Origin of the sequence: Aeromonas sp. Y318-3 (genome assembly GCF_027706185.1) — a bacterium.
In the GTDB taxonomy this organism is placed as follows: Bacteria; Pseudomonadota; Gammaproteobacteria; order Enterobacterales; family Aeromonadaceae; genus Aeromonas; species Aeromonas veronii.
This window is the reverse complement of the sequence record NZ_JAPDCN010000011.1, coordinates 83,326-99,680: the sequence shown is the minus strand read 5'-3', so window position 1 is coordinate 99,680 and position 16,355 is coordinate 83,326. Positions and strand designations below refer to the sequence as shown.

Sequence of the window (16,355 nt, the reverse complement as noted above, 5' to 3'; positions counted from 1 at the left end):
AGGGAACGTCTACTCACGTTGAGGCAGTAAAGGGGCATTTCGCCTGCATGGCGATTGCCCCGGAAGAAGCATGTCAGCGTCACAGCTTGACCAGCTTGGCGTAGTAGAAGCCATCCATCTCGGCTTCACCTGGCAGGAACTGGCGACCCGGGCAGTCCGGGGTGTCCTGTTCGTGCAACGGTACCAATTTGGCATCTTTGGTCGCGGCAAGGAAGGCGCGGATCTGGTCGCGATTCTCTTCCGGCAGGACGGAGCAGGTGGCGTAGAGCAGGGTGCCGCCGCTCTTCAGCTTGCCCCAGAGGGCATTGAGAATGCGGCGCTGCAGCTCGGCCAGCTCGCGGATGTCCTGATCACGGCGCAACCACTTGATGTCGGGGTGGCGACGGATAACACCGGTGGCGGAGCAGGGGGCGTCCAGCAGGATGCGGTCGAACTGGCCCTCCGGCCACCACTGTTCCGGTGCCGCGGCATCGCCGTGGATCACTTTGGCGGTCAGGCCGATGCGATCCAGGTTCTCCTGCACCCGCTTGAGGCGGTTCTCGTCGGCATCAACGGCGACCACCCCGGCCAGCTTGGGCTGACGCTCCAGCAGGTGTGCGGTCTTGCCGCCGGGGGCGGCGCAGGCATCCAGCACCCACTCACCCGGTTGCGGGTCGAGCAGTGCCGCGGCCTGTTGTGCTGCACCATCCTGTACCGAGCAGTCACCGACCTCGAAGCCGGGCAGCTTGGTCACATCGCAGGGACGCTCCAGCAGGATGCAATCCTCTCCCTCTTCACCGGCCACGGCATTGATGCCGGCTTCAGCCATGCGAGCCAGCATGGCATCGCGGCTCTGGCGCTGGCTGTTGTTGCGGATCCACATGGGGGGGCGCTGGTTGTTCGCCTCCATGATGAATTCCCACTCATCGTGATAGGCCTGACGCAGGCGCTTGGTGAGCCACTCCGGATGACCGAGGCGAATGCTGGGAACGCGGTCGATACGCAGCAAAATGACTTCGGCGCTGCGCTGGAAGTTGCGCAGCACGCCGTTGATGAGGCCACGCAGGGAGGTGCCCTTGAGCAGTTTGACGGCGTTGACGGTCTCGGCCACCGCGGCGTGAGCCGGAATGCGAGTGTAGATGAGTTGATAGAGACCGACCAGGATGAGGTAGTGGAAAATGCGGCTCTTATTCTTGAGCGGCTTGTCCATCATCTCGTTGACTGCCGCATCGAGGCGGGGTAGCCAGCGCAGGGTGCCGTAGCAGAGTTCTTGCAGGAGAGCGCGATCGCGAGGTGCAACTTTCTCCTGGGCAGCAGGCAGAACAGCGGAGAGGGATTGACCCTGATCCAGCACCTGTTGAATAACGAGAGCGGCCTGTGCACGTGTTTTCATAGAGTTACCTTAGATGCGCAAGTCGGTGCCTGGGCCCCGCTTGTGTCAATTCAATCCAGTTCAATTCAATTGCGTGCCGGGTTCAAACCAGTCGCGGCGAGAGTTGAGCAGATCCGAAACGGACATCGCCTTCTTGCCGGGCGGTTGCAGGGTCAGCAGGCGCAGTACCCCTTTGCCGGTCGCGATATCGATCCCCTGCTTGTCGGCCTTGAGCAGGGTGCCGGCGGGTTGGCCGTGGTCGCTGTCAATGACGGCGGCTTGCCATACCTTGACGGTCTGGTCAGCCACTTCAAACCAGCTGATGGGCCAGGGGTTGAACGAGCGGATGCAGCGTTCGATGGCAACAGCCTCCATCGACCAGTCGATGCGGGCCTCTTCCTTGGAGAGCTTTTCGGCGTAGTTGGCCAGCGCATCATCTTGCGCCTCGGCAGCGGTTTCACCGGCGGCCATGGCATTGATGGTGTCGACCAGTGCCTGCGGGCCCAGCTCGGCCAGCTTGTCATAGAGGCTGGCGGAGGTCTCGTCGGCGGCGATGGGGCAGGTCACTTTGCGGATCATGGCGCCGGTATCCAATCCCACATCCATCTGCATGATGGTGACGCCAGTTTCGGCATCGCCCGCCCAGATAGATCGCTGGATCGGTGCGGCACCGCGCCAGCGAGGCAGCAGGGAGCCATGGACGTTGATGCAGCCCAGACGCGGGGTATCGAGCACCACCTTGGGCAGGATCAGGCCATAGGCAACTACCACCATCAGGTCGGCGCCAAGGGCGGCCAGTTCGGCTTGCGCCTCTTCCTTGCGCAGAGAGGCAGGTTGGTAAACCGGCAGGTTGTGGGCCAATGCCAGCTCTTTGACCGGGCTGGCGGTGAGCTTCTGGCCACGGCCAGCGGGCTTGTCAGGCTGGGTATAAACGGCAACGACCTCGTGGTCGGAAGACAACAACGCCGCCAGGTGACGGGCGGCGAAGTCGGGAGTACCGGCAAAAATCAGTTTCAGCTTATTCAATGGGGCAGATCCTCAGAGGACTTTGCGATCTTCACGGGCCATCTTTTCCAGCTTCTGGCGAATGCGCTGGCGCTTGAGCGGGGACAAGTAATCCACAAACAGCTTGCCGACCAGATGATCCATCTCATGCTGGATGCAGATGGCGAGCAGATCGTCGGCTTCCAGCTCGAACGGCTTGCCGTTGCGATCCAGGGCGCGGATTTTGATCTGTTCGGCGCGAGGCACCAGAGCACGGCTGCCGGGCACGGAGAGGCAACCCTCTTCAATGCCGGTGCTGCCGCACTGCTCGATGACCTCCGGATTGATCAATACCAGAGGATCTTCACGGTTTTCAGAGACATCGATCACTATGATGCGCTGGTGAATGTCGACCTGAGTCGCGGCCAAGCCAATGCCTTCCTCCGCGTACATGGTTTCGAACATATCATCTACAATCTGTTGTAACTCGGGTGTAAAGGTCTCGACAGGGGCTGCAACGGTGCGCAGGCGCTCATCGGGAAAACGCAATACATCTAGAATGGCCATAGTTTTTTCTTTAGTTTCTTATAAATGCAGTCAATATTGGCGTAATTCTAGTCATTTACGCCGACAAAAAACAGCAACACTTTGCGTACAGAAGTAACAGGGAGTGTTATGTATCTGAAGCAAACCATCCTCGCCTGCCTGCTGGTGACCGTGAGTCAGGCAGCAGTGGCCGATCAGCTGAGGCTGAAAGCGGGTTACCCCGAAAGCTATGTAGTGCAAAAAGGCGACACCCTGTGGGATATCTCCGGCAAGTATCTTTCCGAACCCTGGCTCTGGCCCCGCCTCTGGAACATCAATCCGCAGATTGCCAATCCTCACTGGATCTACCCCGGTGATGTACTGCATCTGAGCTGGGTCAATGGTGAACCCCAACTCGGCAAGGCGATGCAGGGGGGCAAGCAAGTTATCCGTCTCGGCCCGAAAACCCGTTACGAGAACAAAGCCAACCCCATTCCGACCCTGCCTATCAGCGAGATAGGCCCCTTCCTGCAAACCGACCATATTTTGGCTGATAGCCAGCAGCAGAAAACCTTGCCCTATCTGCTGGGGTCGGATCAGAAGCATATCGGCATGCTGGAGGGGGACACCCTCTATGTGCAGGGCTCCCTGACTCCGGGGCAGGTTTATGGCATTTATCACCCCGGAGTGGTCTACAAGGATCGCGAAACCGGTGAACTGCTGGGCCAGGAGGCGATCTTTGCCGGTGTGGTGCGGGCCGTGGCGCGTCTTGATGGCGATCGGACTGAGGTGACTCTGACTCATAACCAGCGCGAAGTGCTGCAGGGCGACAAGGTGATGCCGCTGCCCGCTCAGGAGAACATGCCCGCCGTCTTCACACCGAAAGCGGCACCTGCCATCACGCCGGGCTATATCATCGATTTGCCGAACAAGACCCGGGGCGGTGGCAAGTTTGATGTGGTGCTGATCAACCGGGGTGGCCGCGATCAACTGGTCGCTGGGGATGTACTGGATGTCAGACGGCCCGGTGCTGCTCTGGTCACCAAGAATGGCGATGTACAGTACAAGGAGCTCTCGTCGGTTTTTAACCGGGTGTTTTACAGCAGCAACAAGAAGGCACCACTGCCCTCTGAAGCGATTGCCCGTGTCATGTTGTTCAAGGTGTATGACAAGCTGAGTTACGGTCTCATCATGCAGAGTAACGACATGGTGAGTGCGGGCTATCAGGTCACTCACTTCTGACGTGAACTACCCCGACGCGCGTCTGGCGCTTTGGCTAACTCTCGATGCGGTCACCGGTATCGGTCCGGTGACCGCTGCACGTCTGTTGGAGCGGGCCGGGGGAAGTATTGAGGCCCTGTTCCAGAGCGACGAAGCGCAGCTGCATGGTATGGGGTTGTCGTCAGAGCAGATCAAACAACTGCGCTGGCCCTCGCCGGTGGTTGAGCAGAGCCTGGCTTGGACCGCTTTGCCTGACAATCTCCTTATTCCGCAAGATCACCCGATTTATCCACCCTTGTTGCGGGAAATCCCCGCAGCCCCCCTGTTGCTCTACTGTCGTGGCGATCTTGCTACGCTGTCGCTACCCCAGCTGGCAATGGTGGGGACACGCCATCCTACCTATGCAGGCAAAGATAATGCCTCCCGCCTCTGTAGCGAGCTGGTTGGATGCGGGTTAGCCATCACCTCGGGCCTTGCGCTTGGTATCGATGGTGTTTGCCATCAGCAAGCGCTGGCTTGTGGTGGTATCACCCTTGCAGTATTGGGTTCCGGGTTGGATTGCCTCTACCCCAAACGCCATCAGGGGCTGGCAGGTCAGATTCTGGAGAGCAGTGGTTTGCTTATATCCGAGCTGGCGCCGGATAAAGGACCGCTGGCTGAACATTTTCCTCGTCGCAACCGTATTATCAGTGGTCTGTCGCTGGGGACTCTGGTGGTGGAGGCGACCGAGCAGAGCGGTTCGCTGATCACTGCCCGCTATGCATTGGAGCAGGGGCGCGAAGTGTTTGCGGTACCCGGTGCCCCGCAAAACGCCCAGGCGATAGGGTGTAACAGATTAATTCAGCAGGGGGCCAAACTTGTGCTGAGTGCGGCCGATATAGTGGAAGAGCTGCCAGAGTGGGTCGCACGGCCAGATCCGTCGGTTACATCATCTGAGCAACCGCATAATAGCGAATTGCCTTATGCCGATTTGTTGGATAACGTAGATTATGAGACCACGAGCGTGGATACCGTTGCCGAGCGGACCCAGCTTCCTGTCGAAGTGGTATTGGGCAGGTTGGTAGAGCTGGAGTTGGCTGGTGCAGTGATGGCGGTAGCCGGTGGATACGTCAGAGCGAGGAGGGCGAATCATGTTTGATGTATTGATGTACCTTTTCGAGACCTACATCCACAGCGATGCAGATGTGATGGTCGAGCAGGATGAGCTCACCGACGAGTTGAGCCGGGCCGGTTTCGATAAAGAAGAGATCGACAAGGCGCTCGACTGGCTGGAGCGACTGGCCAATCTGCACGATAGCGAGCGGGAGGTTTATGTCACCGCCAGCGCGCAAGGCTCGATGCGTATCTATGCTCCGCAAGAGCTGGCACGCCTCAGCACCGAGTGCCGCGGCTTCCTGCTCTTTCTGGAACAGGCCCAGGTGCTGAATGCCGAAACCCGCGAGATCTGTATCGAGCGCCTGCTCGAGCTGGACAAGCCGGATATCGAACTGGATGACCTGAAGTGGGTCGTCATGATGGTGCTGTTCAACGTACCGGGCAGTGAAAATGCCTACCAGCAGATGGAAGAGCTGGTGTTTGATGAGTCAGACGGCGTCATTCACTGACAGTCCGGTGCCGCGCTGGTAGAATTCAGGCCATCTGGATTTCAAGGCGCGGCCCATGTCAAAAATCGATCATCACCTCTTTTCAGCCCACGAACATGCCTTCGAGCGCGAGCCGTGCCCGCAGTGCGGGGCCGAGCTGGTGATCCGCCAGGGCAAACATGGCCCCTTTCTTGGCTGTTCTGCCTATCCTGCCTGTGATTACATCCGCTCCCTGACGCCATCCGGCCGCGACATCGAAAAGGTGCTCGAAGGCTCTGCCTGTCCCGACTGCGGAGAGCCGCTGGCGATCAAGAAGGGGCGTTACGGTCTCTTTGTCGGTTGTACCCAGTATCCGGCCTGTCAGCACATCGAATCCCTGCAGGAGAGCGATGATACCCAGATCCTCTGCCCCGAGTGCGGCAAGGGTCATCTGGTGAGCCGCACCTCCCGCTACGGCAAGCAGTTTTACTCCTGTGATGGCTATCCCCATTGCAAATATGTGGTGAACGACAAGCCGATCCCCATGCCTTGTCCCGCGTGTGGTTGGGGCATCATGGTAGAGAAAAAAGTGAGGGGAACTCTGCGTTGGGTCTGTCCGCAAAAGAAATGCGGCCACCAAAGTGAGCAGGTATAATCCCGCCGCCGCAACCGGATTGAAACGTTTTCGGTGAACTTCAACCCCCCACTTGGAGTAAGGAAATTCCCACCATGAATAAACCCTTTGTTGCCGTATTGATGGGCTCTGATTCTGATTTCCCCGTGATGCAGACTACCCTCGAGGTGCTCAAGTCATTTGATATCGCAGTGGAAGTCAAAGTCACCTCCGCGCACCGCACGCCGGCTGCGACCCATCAGTATGTGACCGATGCCGAGGCCCGTGGCTGCAAGGTCTTTATCTGTGCTGCCGGTCTGGCGGCGCATCTGGCGGGTGCCGTAGCCGGCATCACGACTCGTCCCGTGATCGGGGTGCCCATCGACGGTGGTCCGCTCAAGGGGCTGGATGCGCTGCTCTCCACCGTGCAGATGCCGGGTGGTGTACCGGTAGCGACCGTGGCGATCGGCAAAGCCGGTGCCAAGAACGCAGGTTATCTGGCAGCCCAGATGCTGGCAGTAGCCGATGATGAACTGGCGGCCAAGGTTCGGGCCGAACGCCAGAAGAATGCCGAAGAGGTGATGGCCAAGGATGCCGCCCTGCAGGCTCAACTCAAGTAAGTGAGCCGGTGGCGATCCGGATGTGTCGTTTTCCCCTGTGCCACAGCAAAAACGTCACTTCGCCATGATCGCCACCATATCGGTTCAACTTGCTTCTAAGTGACGAGGCGGCAGCCAAGCTGCCGCATTTTTCCTATGCCAAATGAATTTGAACAGGCGGTTGCTGCCCTCCAGCAGGAAGGGGTGATCGCTTATGCGACCGAGGCCGTGTTTGGTCTGGGATGTGATCCCGACTCCGAAGTGGCGGTGCTGCGACTGCTGGCCATCAAGCAGCGTCCGGTAGAGAAGGGGTTGATCCTGATTGCTGCCGACATGGCACAGCTGCAGGATTACATCGATCTGAGCCAGCTTAGCGGTGAGCAGCTAGCTCGGGTTGAAGCCAGCTGGCCCGGTCCTTTTACCTGGATCATGCCTGCCCGTGCAACGACGCCGGCTTGGCTGACCGGGCAATTCGAGACCCTCGCGGTACGCGTGACGGCTCATCCTCAGGTGCAGGCGTTGTGTCGCGCCTTTGGCAAGCCGCTGGTTTCTACCAGCGCCAACCTGACCGGTGAGGAGCCTGCCCGTCGGGTGGCCGATATTGGTGAGCGGCTGGCAAGCAAGTTGGCCTATATCCTGCCCGGTGAAGTGGGTGGTCAAGCTAACCCCTCCGAGATCAAGGACGCCCGAACCGGCGCCATTATCCGCCCCTCCTGAGCTGGCGGATACGTCATGATTTGCTATCAATCTGCTGAGTGGTGAGCTCACCGGATTGATTTAACTATAAAAATGGACAGGGCGTTCACGATCCTGCCTGACTGGAGACAAGATGAGCAAACCGGATGTGGCCCAGGTCAAGGCCTTCCTGTTGCAGTTGCAGGACGAGATCTGCCGTGGTCTGGAGCAGGCCGATGGCAGTGGACACTTTGTGGAAGATGCCTGGAGCCGTGAAGGCGGTGGCGGTGGTCGCACCCGTGTGCTGCGCCACGGCGCTGTGATCGAGCAGGGGGGCGTCAACTTCTCCCATGTCTATGGCGATGCCATGCCTGCCTCTGCTACAGCCCATCGGCCAGAGTTGGCCGGTCGCAAGTTCGAGGCGATGGGCGTGTCGCTGGTGATCCATCCGCACAACCCCTATGTGCCGACCAGCCATGCCAACGTCCGTTTCTTCATCGCCGAGAAAGAGGGTGAAGAGCCCATTTGGTGGTTTGGTGGTGGTTTCGATTTGACGCCCTTCTACCCGTTTGCCGAGGATGTGCAGCACTGGCATCAGGTCTCCCGTGATCTCTGCCAGCCCTTTGGTGATGAGATCTACCCCGAGTTCAAATCCTGGTGCGATCGCTACTTCTTCCTCAAACACCGCAACGAGACGCGAGGGGTGGGCGGTCTCTTCTTCGACGATCTGAATCGCTGGCCCTTTGCCGACTGCTTTGCTTTTATGCAGGCGGTAGGTCGGGGTTATCTCGATGCCTACCTGCCGATCATCGAGCGACGCAAGGCTCTGCCCTATGGCGAGCGGGAGCGGGAGTTCCAGCTCTATCGCCGCGGTCGTTATGTGGAGTTCAATCTGGTGTATGACCGGGGCACCCTGTTCGGGTTGCAGACCGGCGGACGTACCGAGTCGATCCTGATGTCTATGCCACCGCTGGCACGTTGGGAGTATGACTGGCAGCCGGAGGCGGGCACTCCTGAAGCCTTGCTCTACACCGATTACCTCACGCCGCGAGAATGGCTGTGACCCGAGGGGCCATGATGGTCCCTTTTTACTGGCCGTTATTCGGCTTGTTCCCGAGTGCGAAAACCCGTTAAATCGGAATATTGCCCTCTGATGGAACTCTTTGATGGATCGTTATCTGGTTTTTGGCCACCCGGTGCGCCACAGCAAGTCCCCCTTCATTCACACCCTGTTTGCCAGACAAACCCAGCAAGAGCTGGAGTATGGGCTGGCTGAACCCGCCGTCGACGAGTTTGCCCACGCCCTGCGCACCTTCTTTGCCCAAGGGGGCAAGGGGTGCAATGTCACCGTTCCCTTCAAGGAGCAGGCATTCACTCTGGTCGATCGCTTGAGCCCAAGGGCCAAGCGGGCGGGCGCGGTCAATACCATCAAGCTGACCGATGATGGCGTGTTGCTGGGGGATAATACCGATGGCGCCGGTCTGGTCGCCGATCTCAAGTCCCATGGTGTGACGCTGGCGGATAGCCGGATCCTGCTGCTGGGTGCCGGTGGCGCGGCTCGCGGTGCATTGGCGCCGCTACTGGCCGAGTTGCCGAGCGAGCTGGTGATCGCCAACCGCACCCACGCAAAAGCGCAACAGTTGGCTGCCGAATTCTGCGATCTGGGGCATGTGACTGCCCAGACCTATGAGCAGTTGGCAGGGTCATTCGATCTCGTCATCAACTCTACCTCCGCCAGCCTGCAAGGGGAGCTGCCGCCGTTGGCTCCCGCCCTGATCCACACGGATATTGCAATCTACGACATGATGTATGGCGCCTCGGATACGGCCTTTATCAGTTGGGCCAAACAGCATGGGGCCCGTCAAACCATGGATGGACTCGGCATGCTGGTGGAACAGGCCGCCGAAGCATTTACCGTGTGGCGCGGAATTCGTCCCGGGACTAAACAGGTATTGAGAGAGTTGAAGCGTAACTTGGGGGTGATATGAACCAGGGGATTCTGTTTCCCGACCTGATGGAGTGGCAGGCTGACGAACAGCGGGTGCGTTTTCCTGCCCAGCAGATGGGGGCGCTGATAGATTGTTACATCAGCCATCGGCGACTGGAGAGAATGACAGGTCTGGCGCTGACGAGAGAGGATGACATCGTCAGAGCCTTCGAAAGTGTGCGTTTTGATATTGAAGATATTGCTGAAAAACTCATTGAAGAACAAGAGTTTGCTGAAGATGGTGCTATCTATCTCTGATTTTTCAAAGTTTTTTTGTTTTGTAGCGGAACTACTTTGAAATGGCGCTGACTAACTAGATAGTTGAGGAAGTGCTAGCTAGTCACCTTTATAACTCCCCGGTATTCGTACTGGGGATTTTTTTATCTGTATGAAAATAAAAGATTTTTGCTTAATCTGTAAGTTGTGAAACTAAATTACATAAATTACTTTCACTTTCTGCTGCTTTGCTGTACAGTTGTCTGCGTAGGGTACAGAGGTAAGATGTTCTATCTTTCAGACCTTTTATTTCACGTAATTGAATGTGGCTGAATAGCTGCCCCGATGAGGTTCTCGTCGGGGTGTTTTTTTATGCGCGCCATTTAGAGTAAATGCTTTAAATTGGCGATGCATTTGATAGAATGAGGCTGCTTCTTGAGGAATACCTGTCGTCTGGTACTCAAGATTCAGCTTCTTCCCAATTTTTTGAACTTATTATTTCAGGCTGGATGGCATCACTGTCGTCCGGCCTCATTTTTATCCCTTCCGGTTAGATCTTGTAATTAAATTTCATTTTTGTCTCCTTTTGTAATTATTGTTCGTTTTGAAAGAACGAATTTGAAAACGCTCTCAACGTCTTTAGATGTTAATTCCTTGCGTGAATCAACTTCCTATCTATATGAACTGTAAGCGGTAATGGATATAGCCGGGGAGGCGAATGCGGGGTGTTTGTCGTGAGGCAGGTGAAAGCGGCAATCTGAAACCCTTTCAATCAGCGGAGGAGTGCTCCGCCAATTGCAAGGAGAGCGAGGAGTAGATTACTCCTCGGCAGGTTGCTGTTCGTCAGCGTTCAGCAGGTCGGTATCGTCACCACTGACGTACCATTCGGTCAGGGTTTGCGCCAGCTTCTCCACACCGATATTGGTGAGGGAGGAGAACGCTTCGACCTTGATCTGGGAACCGAGGTTGGCAACGGCCTGGCGCACCTTGATCACCTGGTTGTTGCGCGGGCCGGGGCTCAATTTGTCAGCCTTGGTCAGCAGCAGCATGACGGGCAACTGACGGTGCGAGCTCCACTCCAGCATGTTCATGTCGGTATCTTTGAGCGGGTGGCGGATGTCCATCAGGATCACCAGACCTTTCAATGACTCACGGCGCTGCAGATACTCTGCCAGTGACTTTTGCCACTTGAGCTTCATTTCCAGCGGAACTTGCGCATAACCATAACCCGGCAAGTCGACCAGACGCTTGCCCGGTTCCAGCTCAAACAGGTTGATCAGCTGGGTACGACCGGGTGTCTTACTGGTGCGCGCCAGGTTCTTGTGTTTGGTTAAGGTGTTCAATGCAGATGACTTACCGGCGTTGGAACGGCCGGCAAACGCGATCTCGACACCCCCATCATTTGGCAGGTGACGGATGTCGGGTGCGCTGGTCACAAAATGCACCTTATTGAAATTCAGAGTTTGTGTATCCAACGTAAATTCCCCATGGAGATAGAGGGTTATAGAGTTACTTTTTTGTAAAATGGTGTAAAATAGCGTCGCTTAAACGCGTTTATTTTAACATGCCTTCAGCGGCATGGGATCTGGAAGCCTAATAACGAAAAGTTGGAACGCCATGAAGAACCTAGTCATTACTCTTGCTCTGATGGTTGGCGTAACGGGGATGGCACAAGCCAAGGGCGATGCCGCTGCGGGACAGACCAAGGCTGCCGTTTGTGCGGCTTGTCATGGACCGGACGGAAACAGCCTGGTTGATATGTACCCCAAAATTGCTGGTCAGCACGCATCATATATCAAAAAGCAGTTAGTTGAACTGAAGGCTGCCGCTTCTGGTCAAATTGGCCGGGTTGCGCCAGTGATGGGGCCGATGGCGTTACCTTTGTCGGAACAGGACATGGATGACCTGGCGGCTTATTTCTCCAGCCTGAAGGTTACCCCTATCGCTGTCCCTGACGACGTGGTCGAAGCGGGCAAGGCACTCTATATGGGTGGTGACATGAGTCGTGGTCTGGCAGCTTGTACGGCTTGTCATGGTCCTCGTGGCTCTGGTGTCGAGCAGGCGAAGTATCCCAACCTGTCCGGCCAGCATCCTGCCTATATCAAGGCTCAGCTCACCGCATTCCGTGCCGGGACGCGCGACAACGATCCGAACGGCATGATGCGGGACGTTGCCAAGAAACTTACTGATCAGGATATCGAAGCCCTCTCCAAATATGTGGCGGGTCTGCACTGATATAGTCGATACGGTCGATTTGAGTTGAAACGGGGAGCTTGGGCTCCCCGTTGTTTTTATGGCTTTCAGATAATTCTCGGTTTAATCCCCCCGTTCTGTAAGAGATCTCCCATTCTCAAGGCAGGCCAAGGCTCATAAAATTGCATAAAATATTAAATAATCATTATTTATCAACAAATTATATGAATATTGATATCTTTCGACATGTTGAGAATGTTTTGAGTGGATTGAGCCGCTTTATAGAGTTGGTACAGTAGGCTTAATGGATTCACCCACGGATTGGGTGGCGGTTTCACGACAGGGTGTTGTGAGCAGAGGATGGCTGGCGTGGCGGGATGCCATGGGCTCGGATGAGCTGGCAAAGGATTGAAGGATCAGGATGGTGACCATCTCCGGAGCGGGATGGGGTTGCGGGATGCAGACTCCCCGGCACGATGGCAGGATGCGGTCGAGACGGGTCAAACAAGCACACGCACATTCAGGAACGACCAATATAAGGTCAGGATGACCACACAACGATATGATGCGGCGACAAGTTGTCATTGAGAGGACGAAACAGATTGTTTTGCCATTCAGGATGGCGCACGCATGAACATATCAAGGCAGCTTCGGCTGCCTTTTTTCTTTTGGGTCATTAACCCGATTAGCCATTCTGTGTCAAAATACCAGCAACATGCCCAGAGGATACCGATCCTGCGGTGTTCAGTGGCCTGATTGGGCCTGATTGGTGCGGGATCCTGCTCTTGTTCCAGCCTTACTGTTCCTCGCATCGTATCCCACCGGGTGAGATCATCCCGGGTACGGGTCAAACCAGTTATTTTCGGAGTTAGCCATTCATGTCTGCCAAACAACCCACTCGCAAGCCTACTGGCAAGCGCAAAGAATCTGATGTCAGTGCTCAGGAAGGCCGTGAGCGTAAACGGGCTGCCAAGCGAAAGGGCCTGAAGGCGGGTTCTCGTCAGCAAGTTGAACAGCCGAAGAACAAGTCTGGCAACAGCCAGTCCAAAGATCCGCGTATCGGTTCCCGCAAGCCGGTAGTTCTGGTGGTGGATGACAAACAGAAGAAGCCGACAGCCCCCAAGGCGGTGAAAGAGAAGAAGCTGGTGATGACGCCCGAGCAGGAGCTGGCTTCCATCGAAAACGATGACCGCTTGAATGATCTGCTGGATCGTCTTGATGCCGGTGAAACCCTGGAAGCGGCCGAGCAGGCCTGGGTTGATCAGCGTGTCGACCGTTATCAGGAGCTGATGGATGAGCTGGGCATCATCGACAACGACGATGATGAAGATGATGAGCTGCCGTTTGATGATGGCGATGACGCCGAGTTCGACGAGCAGAAACCGGCCTCCGAAGAGGAGTTGTGGGACCGTTTCAACCAGGTCGATTTCAAGCCGGAACCCAAGCCTGAGCCGAAGAAAAAGTGATGAGTGGATGGATGCTGGCCGCCCTGTTGGGCGGCCTGATTTTGTCAGGATTGGCCATCTATGCAGGCATGCTGCTGGCCAGACTGAGACGACAGCAAGCGATGCAGTGGCAGGCTATAACTGCTCGCAATGAGCGAATTCTGGAGAGCGTGCGGGTCATTGCTCATGCGGTGCAGGAGGGGCAGTGCGATTACTCCGAAGGCGCCATTCGGCTGACCAATCTGCTGGATGCGTTGCAGATCAAGGGGGGGCGAGCGTTCGTTGCCGAGTTCCCGGGTCTGTACGGGCTGTATGAGAAGGTGAAAGATATGCCGACTCATGAGGCCAGACGCGCCCTCAAGCGCAATGAAGTGATGAAGATGGATCTCGAACGCAGCGGCTACGAGGCCGAGCTGGAGGCTCAGATCCTCAAGGATGTGGCCCAGCTGAAGGATTTTCAGTTAGGTCGGTGAGCCAACAATAACAACAAGAGAGGAAGCGAGCGTGCAAGCAGAACAGATTGTGTGGGATCAGGCCCTGATCGAAAAATATAACTACAGTGGCCCGCGATACACCTCTTATCCCACTGCGCTGGAGTTCAACGAGAGCTTCGGCTATCCGGATTTTGTCCGCGCAGCCGGCCAGTATCCCGAGCGCAATCTGTCGCTCTACGTGCATATCCCTTTCTGTCACAAGCTCTGCTACTACTGCGGCTGCAACAAGGTCATTACCCGTCATCAGCACAAGGCTGACGAGTATCTCGACTACCTGGAGCAGGAGATCAAGGCGCAAGCCCCGCTCTTCAAGCATCGTCTGGTTACCCAACTGCACTGGGGGGGCGGTACACCCACCTATCTGGATGAAGCGCAAACGCGCCGCCTGATGGCCATTCTGCGTGAGCATTTCCATTTCGCCGAAGAGGGGGAGTTCAGCATCGAGGTCGATCCGCGCGAGATTGCCATTACCATGCTGGATGTGCTGCGAGACGTCGGCTTCAACCGCATCAGCCTTGGGGTGCAGGACTTCAACAAGGATGTGCAGGTTGCGGTCAACCGCGAGCAGGACAACGACTTTATTAAAGCCATGTTGGAACGGGCCCGTGAACTTGGCTTCCGCTCTACCAACCTCGACCTTATCTATGGCCTGCCGCATCAGGATCGTGCCAGCTTCCACCATACGCTGGAAGAGGTGCTCAAGACGGATCCGGCGCGCCTCTCCATCTTCAACTATGCCCATCTGCCGAGCCGCTTTGCCGCCCAGCGCAAGTTGAAAGAGGTGGATATGCCTGCGCCGCAGGAGAAGCTGGCCATGCTGCAGGATACCATCGCCTTCCTGACCGGTCAGGGTTACCAGTTCATAGGCATGGACCATTTTGCCAAACCCGATGACGAACTGGCGGTCGCGCAGCGCGAGGGCAAGCTGCACCGCAACTTCCAGGGCTATACCACTCAAGGTGATTGCGATCTGCTGGGGCTGGGGGTCTCCTCCATCAGCATGATCGGTGATGCCTACTCCCAGAATCAGAAAGAGCTCAAGACCTATTACGCACAGGTTGCAGAGCTGGGTCATGCCCAGTGGAAAGGCTGCTCGCTCAATCAGGATGATCTGATCCGCCGTGAGGTGATCAAGCGGCTCATCTGTGATTTCCGCCTGAACTTTGCCATTGTCGAGCAGGCGCACGGGCTCAATTTCAGAGAGTATTTTGCCGACGATCTCAAGCTGCTGCAGACCTTCATCAACGATGGATTGGTGCGTATGACGGAGGATGGTCTGGAGGTCTCCTCCACGGGGCAGCTGCTGATCCGCAATATCTGCATGTGTTTCGACGTGTACTTGCGCAACAAGGCGCGCCAGCAACAGTTCTCTCGCGTGATATAAGCTTGTTTGCCGATTAGAAAACAGAAAAGGGCGCCATCGTGGCGCCCTTCTCATATGTATTTTTGCTTAAGCAGCGGGTCGGAAAGGTTCTGGTAAGAAGTCTCTGCACTGAGGCAAGCAATTGAGAGCCAAGCAAGGGGACGGTGAAATGCAGATAAAAAGATGGGGGCGACTTGCGTCGCCCCCGGTAGTCGTATCGCTCAGATCCTTGAACGAAGTTGCTCCCTGCAATCCCTGACTGTTTACCTCTTCCTTTAGGTTTCCCCTTCCCAATCCTTTGGGGTGTCCTTTAGCCATCTTGGCCTGACGAGTCATCCTGTCCCGTCGCACTTTCTCCGTCCTGGGAGGTGTCCTTTACCACATCCTGTGGTGAGTCCATTTGCCCAACCCTGGCAGCCAGTCTTCCTGACCGACTTCATTGCGTCCGTGCATGAGTAACTATAAGGATTTTCTAACCGGCTACAACGCCAGATTGGAAAACGTTTTTGTCATTGGCTATTTCGAAAGTGGTGAGTTTCGATTTATTCATTTATAAACAGCTATTTAAGTTGCTCATCTTCATGTTTTAAGATCTTATCTTCCGATTATCTCGGGGATCTTTTCGGCTGTTGGCTTACATGTGGAATGGCAGATCTCTTACATGGCGTTTTGGTTGCTTCAGAAACAGATTTTGCAGTCTGATGATGGTCATTCGGGGTGAGTTGGTGAGGCACACAAAGAGCGGTTGAATGGAGAAATTATGAGCGCTGGTTGAGCCGCTCATAGATGGTCTGGCGCTCTTCCGGGGTGAGCGAAGAGAAGTAGTGGGTAAAAAGGCGCAGCAACAGGGACTTGTTCATGCCGTCTTGCTGGGTCAGGTTACCCAGCTCGTCGATGGCCACCGTGCTCATGGAGAAGGTGGCTTTTTTGTAGCTGGGCTTCAGGTGCTCACCACTCTCGATAAAGGCCAGCGCCGACAAGGCTTCATCACGATGCAGGCCCAGTTCAAGGCTGACCACCTTGGGTTTGCCCTTGGCGTAGAACTCCGCATCTTCGATAAATTCGTCGACGGTGAACTTCTTCTGGTGATGCAGCTGGTGTTTTTTCTTCAGATCGGCCAGACCCAT

The 16,355-nt window shown here is 56.1% G+C and carries 18 protein-coding genes; 13 read left to right on the top strand and 5 right to left on the bottom strand.

Annotated elements, in window-relative coordinates:
- Positions 1–79: 79 nt before the first annotated feature.
- Genes rsmB through def form a run of 3 tightly spaced genes read right to left on the bottom strand, consistent with a single transcriptional unit; the run spans position 80 to position 2,902 of the window.
- Positions 80–1,372: a 16S rRNA (cytosine(967)-C(5))-methyltransferase RsmB gene (gene rsmB / locus OKB77_RS15710; RefSeq protein ID WP_005341964.1), complete on the bottom strand. Its 1,293-nt coding sequence runs from the start codon at positions 1,370–1,372 to the stop codon at positions 80–82.
- A 60-nt stretch (positions 1,373–1,432) separates the two neighbouring features.
- A complete protein-coding gene (fmt, locus tag OKB77_RS15705) occupies positions 1,433–2,377 on the bottom strand; it encodes a methionyl-tRNA formyltransferase (protein WP_064338967.1) in 945 nt (314 codons plus the stop codon).
- A gap of 12 nt (positions 2,378–2,389) precedes the next feature.
- Positions 2,390–2,902 carry a peptide deformylase gene (gene def / locus OKB77_RS15700; RefSeq protein WP_005357510.1) on the bottom strand — a complete coding sequence of 171 codons (513 nt, stop codon included), beginning with the start codon at positions 2,900–2,902 and terminating at the stop codon, positions 2,390–2,392.
- Between the two features lie 108 nt (positions 2,903–3,010).
- Between def and OKB77_RS15695 the strand changes: the two genes are divergently transcribed.
- From OKB77_RS15695 to OKB77_RS15655, 9 genes are all read left to right on the top strand, one after another.
- A complete protein-coding gene (locus OKB77_RS15695; RefSeq protein ID WP_021231485.1) occupies positions 3,011–4,102 on the top strand; it encodes a LysM peptidoglycan-binding domain-containing protein in 1,092 nt (363 codons plus the stop codon).
- 1 nt (position 4,103) lies between these two features.
- Positions 4,104–5,219, top strand: coding sequence for a DNA-processing protein DprA (gene dprA / locus OKB77_RS15690; RefSeq protein ID WP_265776090.1), 1,116 nt, complete (start codon positions 4,104–4,106; stop codon positions 5,217–5,219).
- Entirely contained in the window at positions 5,212–5,685 is a 474-nt protein-coding gene (locus OKB77_RS15685) for a DUF494 family protein (protein WP_005339699.1), read from the top strand. Before dprA ends, OKB77_RS15685 begins: the two co-directional genes overlap by 8 nt.
- Positions 5,686–5,740: 55 nt before the next feature.
- Complete coding sequence (locus OKB77_RS15680) at positions 5,741–6,298, top strand: DNA topoisomerase family protein (protein WP_005339702.1); 558 nt, start codon at positions 5,741–5,743, stop codon at positions 6,296–6,298.
- A 74-nt stretch (positions 6,299–6,372) separates the two neighbouring features.
- Positions 6,373–6,876 (top strand): 5-(carboxyamino)imidazole ribonucleotide mutase, encoded by a 504-nt coding sequence (gene purE / locus OKB77_RS15675; RefSeq protein WP_005339704.1) that lies wholly within the window; start codon positions 6,373–6,375, stop codon positions 6,874–6,876.
- A gap of 135 nt (positions 6,877–7,011) precedes the next feature.
- A complete protein-coding gene (locus OKB77_RS15670; RefSeq protein WP_150390122.1) occupies positions 7,012–7,572 on the top strand; it encodes a Sua5/YciO/YrdC/YwlC family protein in 561 nt (186 codons plus the stop codon).
- 112 nt (positions 7,573–7,684) lie between these two features.
- Complete coding sequence (hemF, locus tag OKB77_RS15665; protein ID WP_005357520.1) at positions 7,685–8,593, top strand: oxygen-dependent coproporphyrinogen oxidase; 909 nt, start codon at positions 7,685–7,687, stop codon at positions 8,591–8,593.
- Between the two features lie 103 nt (positions 8,594–8,696).
- Positions 8,697–9,518: a shikimate dehydrogenase gene (gene aroE, locus OKB77_RS15660; RefSeq protein WP_115521560.1), complete on the top strand. Its 822-nt coding sequence runs from the start codon at positions 8,697–8,699 to the stop codon at positions 9,516–9,518.
- The gene (locus tag OKB77_RS15655) at positions 9,515–9,775 is read left to right on the top strand and encodes a DUF1488 domain-containing protein (RefSeq protein WP_069555578.1); all 261 of its coding nucleotides are present in this window, start codon (positions 9,515–9,517) and stop codon (positions 9,773–9,775) included. The genes aroE and OKB77_RS15655 overlap by 4 nt, the downstream gene beginning before the upstream one ends.
- A 776-nt stretch (positions 9,776–10,551) precedes the next feature.
- On the opposite strand, the gene yihA is transcribed toward OKB77_RS15655, so the two are convergent.
- Positions 10,552–11,208: a ribosome biogenesis GTP-binding protein YihA/YsxC gene (yihA, locus tag OKB77_RS15650; protein WP_199415263.1), complete on the bottom strand. Its 657-nt coding sequence runs from the start codon at positions 11,206–11,208 to the stop codon at positions 10,552–10,554.
- 142 nt (positions 11,209–11,350) lie between these two features.
- Here yihA and OKB77_RS15645 point away from each other — a divergent pair, with 142 nt between their 5' ends.
- The 4 genes from OKB77_RS15645 to hemN all read left to right on the top strand — a co-directional run bounded on the left by OKB77_RS15645 (position 11,351) and on the right by hemN (position 15,249).
- Positions 11,351–11,968, top strand: coding sequence for a c-type cytochrome (locus tag OKB77_RS15645; protein ID WP_005339710.1), 618 nt, complete (start codon positions 11,351–11,353; stop codon positions 11,966–11,968).
- 836 nt (positions 11,969–12,804) lie between these two features.
- On the top strand, positions 12,805–13,392 hold the full coding sequence (yihI, locus tag OKB77_RS15640; protein WP_118854380.1) for a Der GTPase-activating protein YihI: 588 nt from the start codon (positions 12,805–12,807) through the stop codon (positions 13,390–13,392).
- 11 nt (positions 13,393–13,403) lie between these two features.
- On the top strand, positions 13,404–13,844 hold the full coding sequence (locus OKB77_RS15635; RefSeq protein WP_005339712.1) for a DUF2489 domain-containing protein: 441 nt from the start codon (positions 13,404–13,406) through the stop codon (positions 13,842–13,844).
- Positions 13,845–13,875: 31 nt separating this feature from the next.
- A complete protein-coding gene (gene hemN / locus OKB77_RS15630) occupies positions 13,876–15,249 on the top strand; it encodes an oxygen-independent coproporphyrinogen III oxidase (protein ID WP_270817946.1) in 1,374 nt (457 codons plus the stop codon).
- A 737-nt stretch (positions 15,250–15,986) separates the two neighbouring features.
- On the opposite strand, the gene OKB77_RS15625 is transcribed toward hemN, so the two are convergent.
- Positions 15,987–16,355: a hypothetical protein gene (locus tag OKB77_RS15625; RefSeq protein ID WP_005339715.1), complete on the bottom strand. Its 369-nt coding sequence runs from the start codon at positions 16,353–16,355 to the stop codon at positions 15,987–15,989.

Excerpts from the sequence above, each read along its gene's own strand:
- yihI (WP_118854380.1), top strand. The coding sequence starts at position 12,805 with ATGTCTGCCAAACAACCCACTCGCAAGCCTACTGGCAAGCGCAAAGAA.
- def (WP_005357510.1), bottom strand. The coding sequence starts at position 2,902 with ATGGCCATTCTAGATGTATTGCGTTTTCCCGATGAGCGCCTGCGCACC.
- aroE (WP_115521560.1), top strand. The coding sequence starts at position 8,697 with ATGGATCGTTATCTGGTTTTTGGCCACCCGGTGCGCCACAGCAAGTCC.
- OKB77_RS15670 (WP_150390122.1), top strand. The coding sequence starts at position 7,012 with ATGCCAAATGAATTTGAACAGGCGGTTGCTGCCCTCCAGCAGGAAGGG.
- rsmB (WP_005341964.1), bottom strand. The coding sequence starts at position 1,372 with ATGAAAACACGTGCACAGGCCGCTCTCGTTATTCAACAGGTGCTGGAT.
- OKB77_RS15645 (WP_005339710.1), top strand. The coding sequence starts at position 11,351 with ATGAAGAACCTAGTCATTACTCTTGCTCTGATGGTTGGCGTAACGGGG.
- OKB77_RS15635 (WP_005339712.1), top strand. The coding sequence starts at position 13,404 with ATGCTGGCCGCCCTGTTGGGCGGCCTGATTTTGTCAGGATTGGCCATC.
- hemF (WP_005357520.1), top strand. The coding sequence starts at position 7,685 with ATGAGCAAACCGGATGTGGCCCAGGTCAAGGCCTTCCTGTTGCAGTTG.
- OKB77_RS15655 (WP_069555578.1), top strand. The coding sequence starts at position 9,515 with ATGAACCAGGGGATTCTGTTTCCCGACCTGATGGAGTGGCAGGCTGAC.
- OKB77_RS15685 (WP_005339699.1), top strand. The coding sequence starts at position 5,212 with ATGTTTGATGTATTGATGTACCTTTTCGAGACCTACATCCACAGCGAT.
- OKB77_RS15625 (WP_005339715.1), bottom strand. The coding sequence starts at position 16,355 with ATGGGTCTGGCCGATCTGAAGAAAAAACACCAGCTGCATCACCAGAAG.
- OKB77_RS15695 (WP_021231485.1), top strand. The coding sequence starts at position 3,011 with ATGTATCTGAAGCAAACCATCCTCGCCTGCCTGCTGGTGACCGTGAGT.
- purE (WP_005339704.1), top strand. The coding sequence starts at position 6,373 with ATGAATAAACCCTTTGTTGCCGTATTGATGGGCTCTGATTCTGATTTC.
- OKB77_RS15680 (WP_005339702.1), top strand. The coding sequence starts at position 5,741 with ATGTCAAAAATCGATCATCACCTCTTTTCAGCCCACGAACATGCCTTC.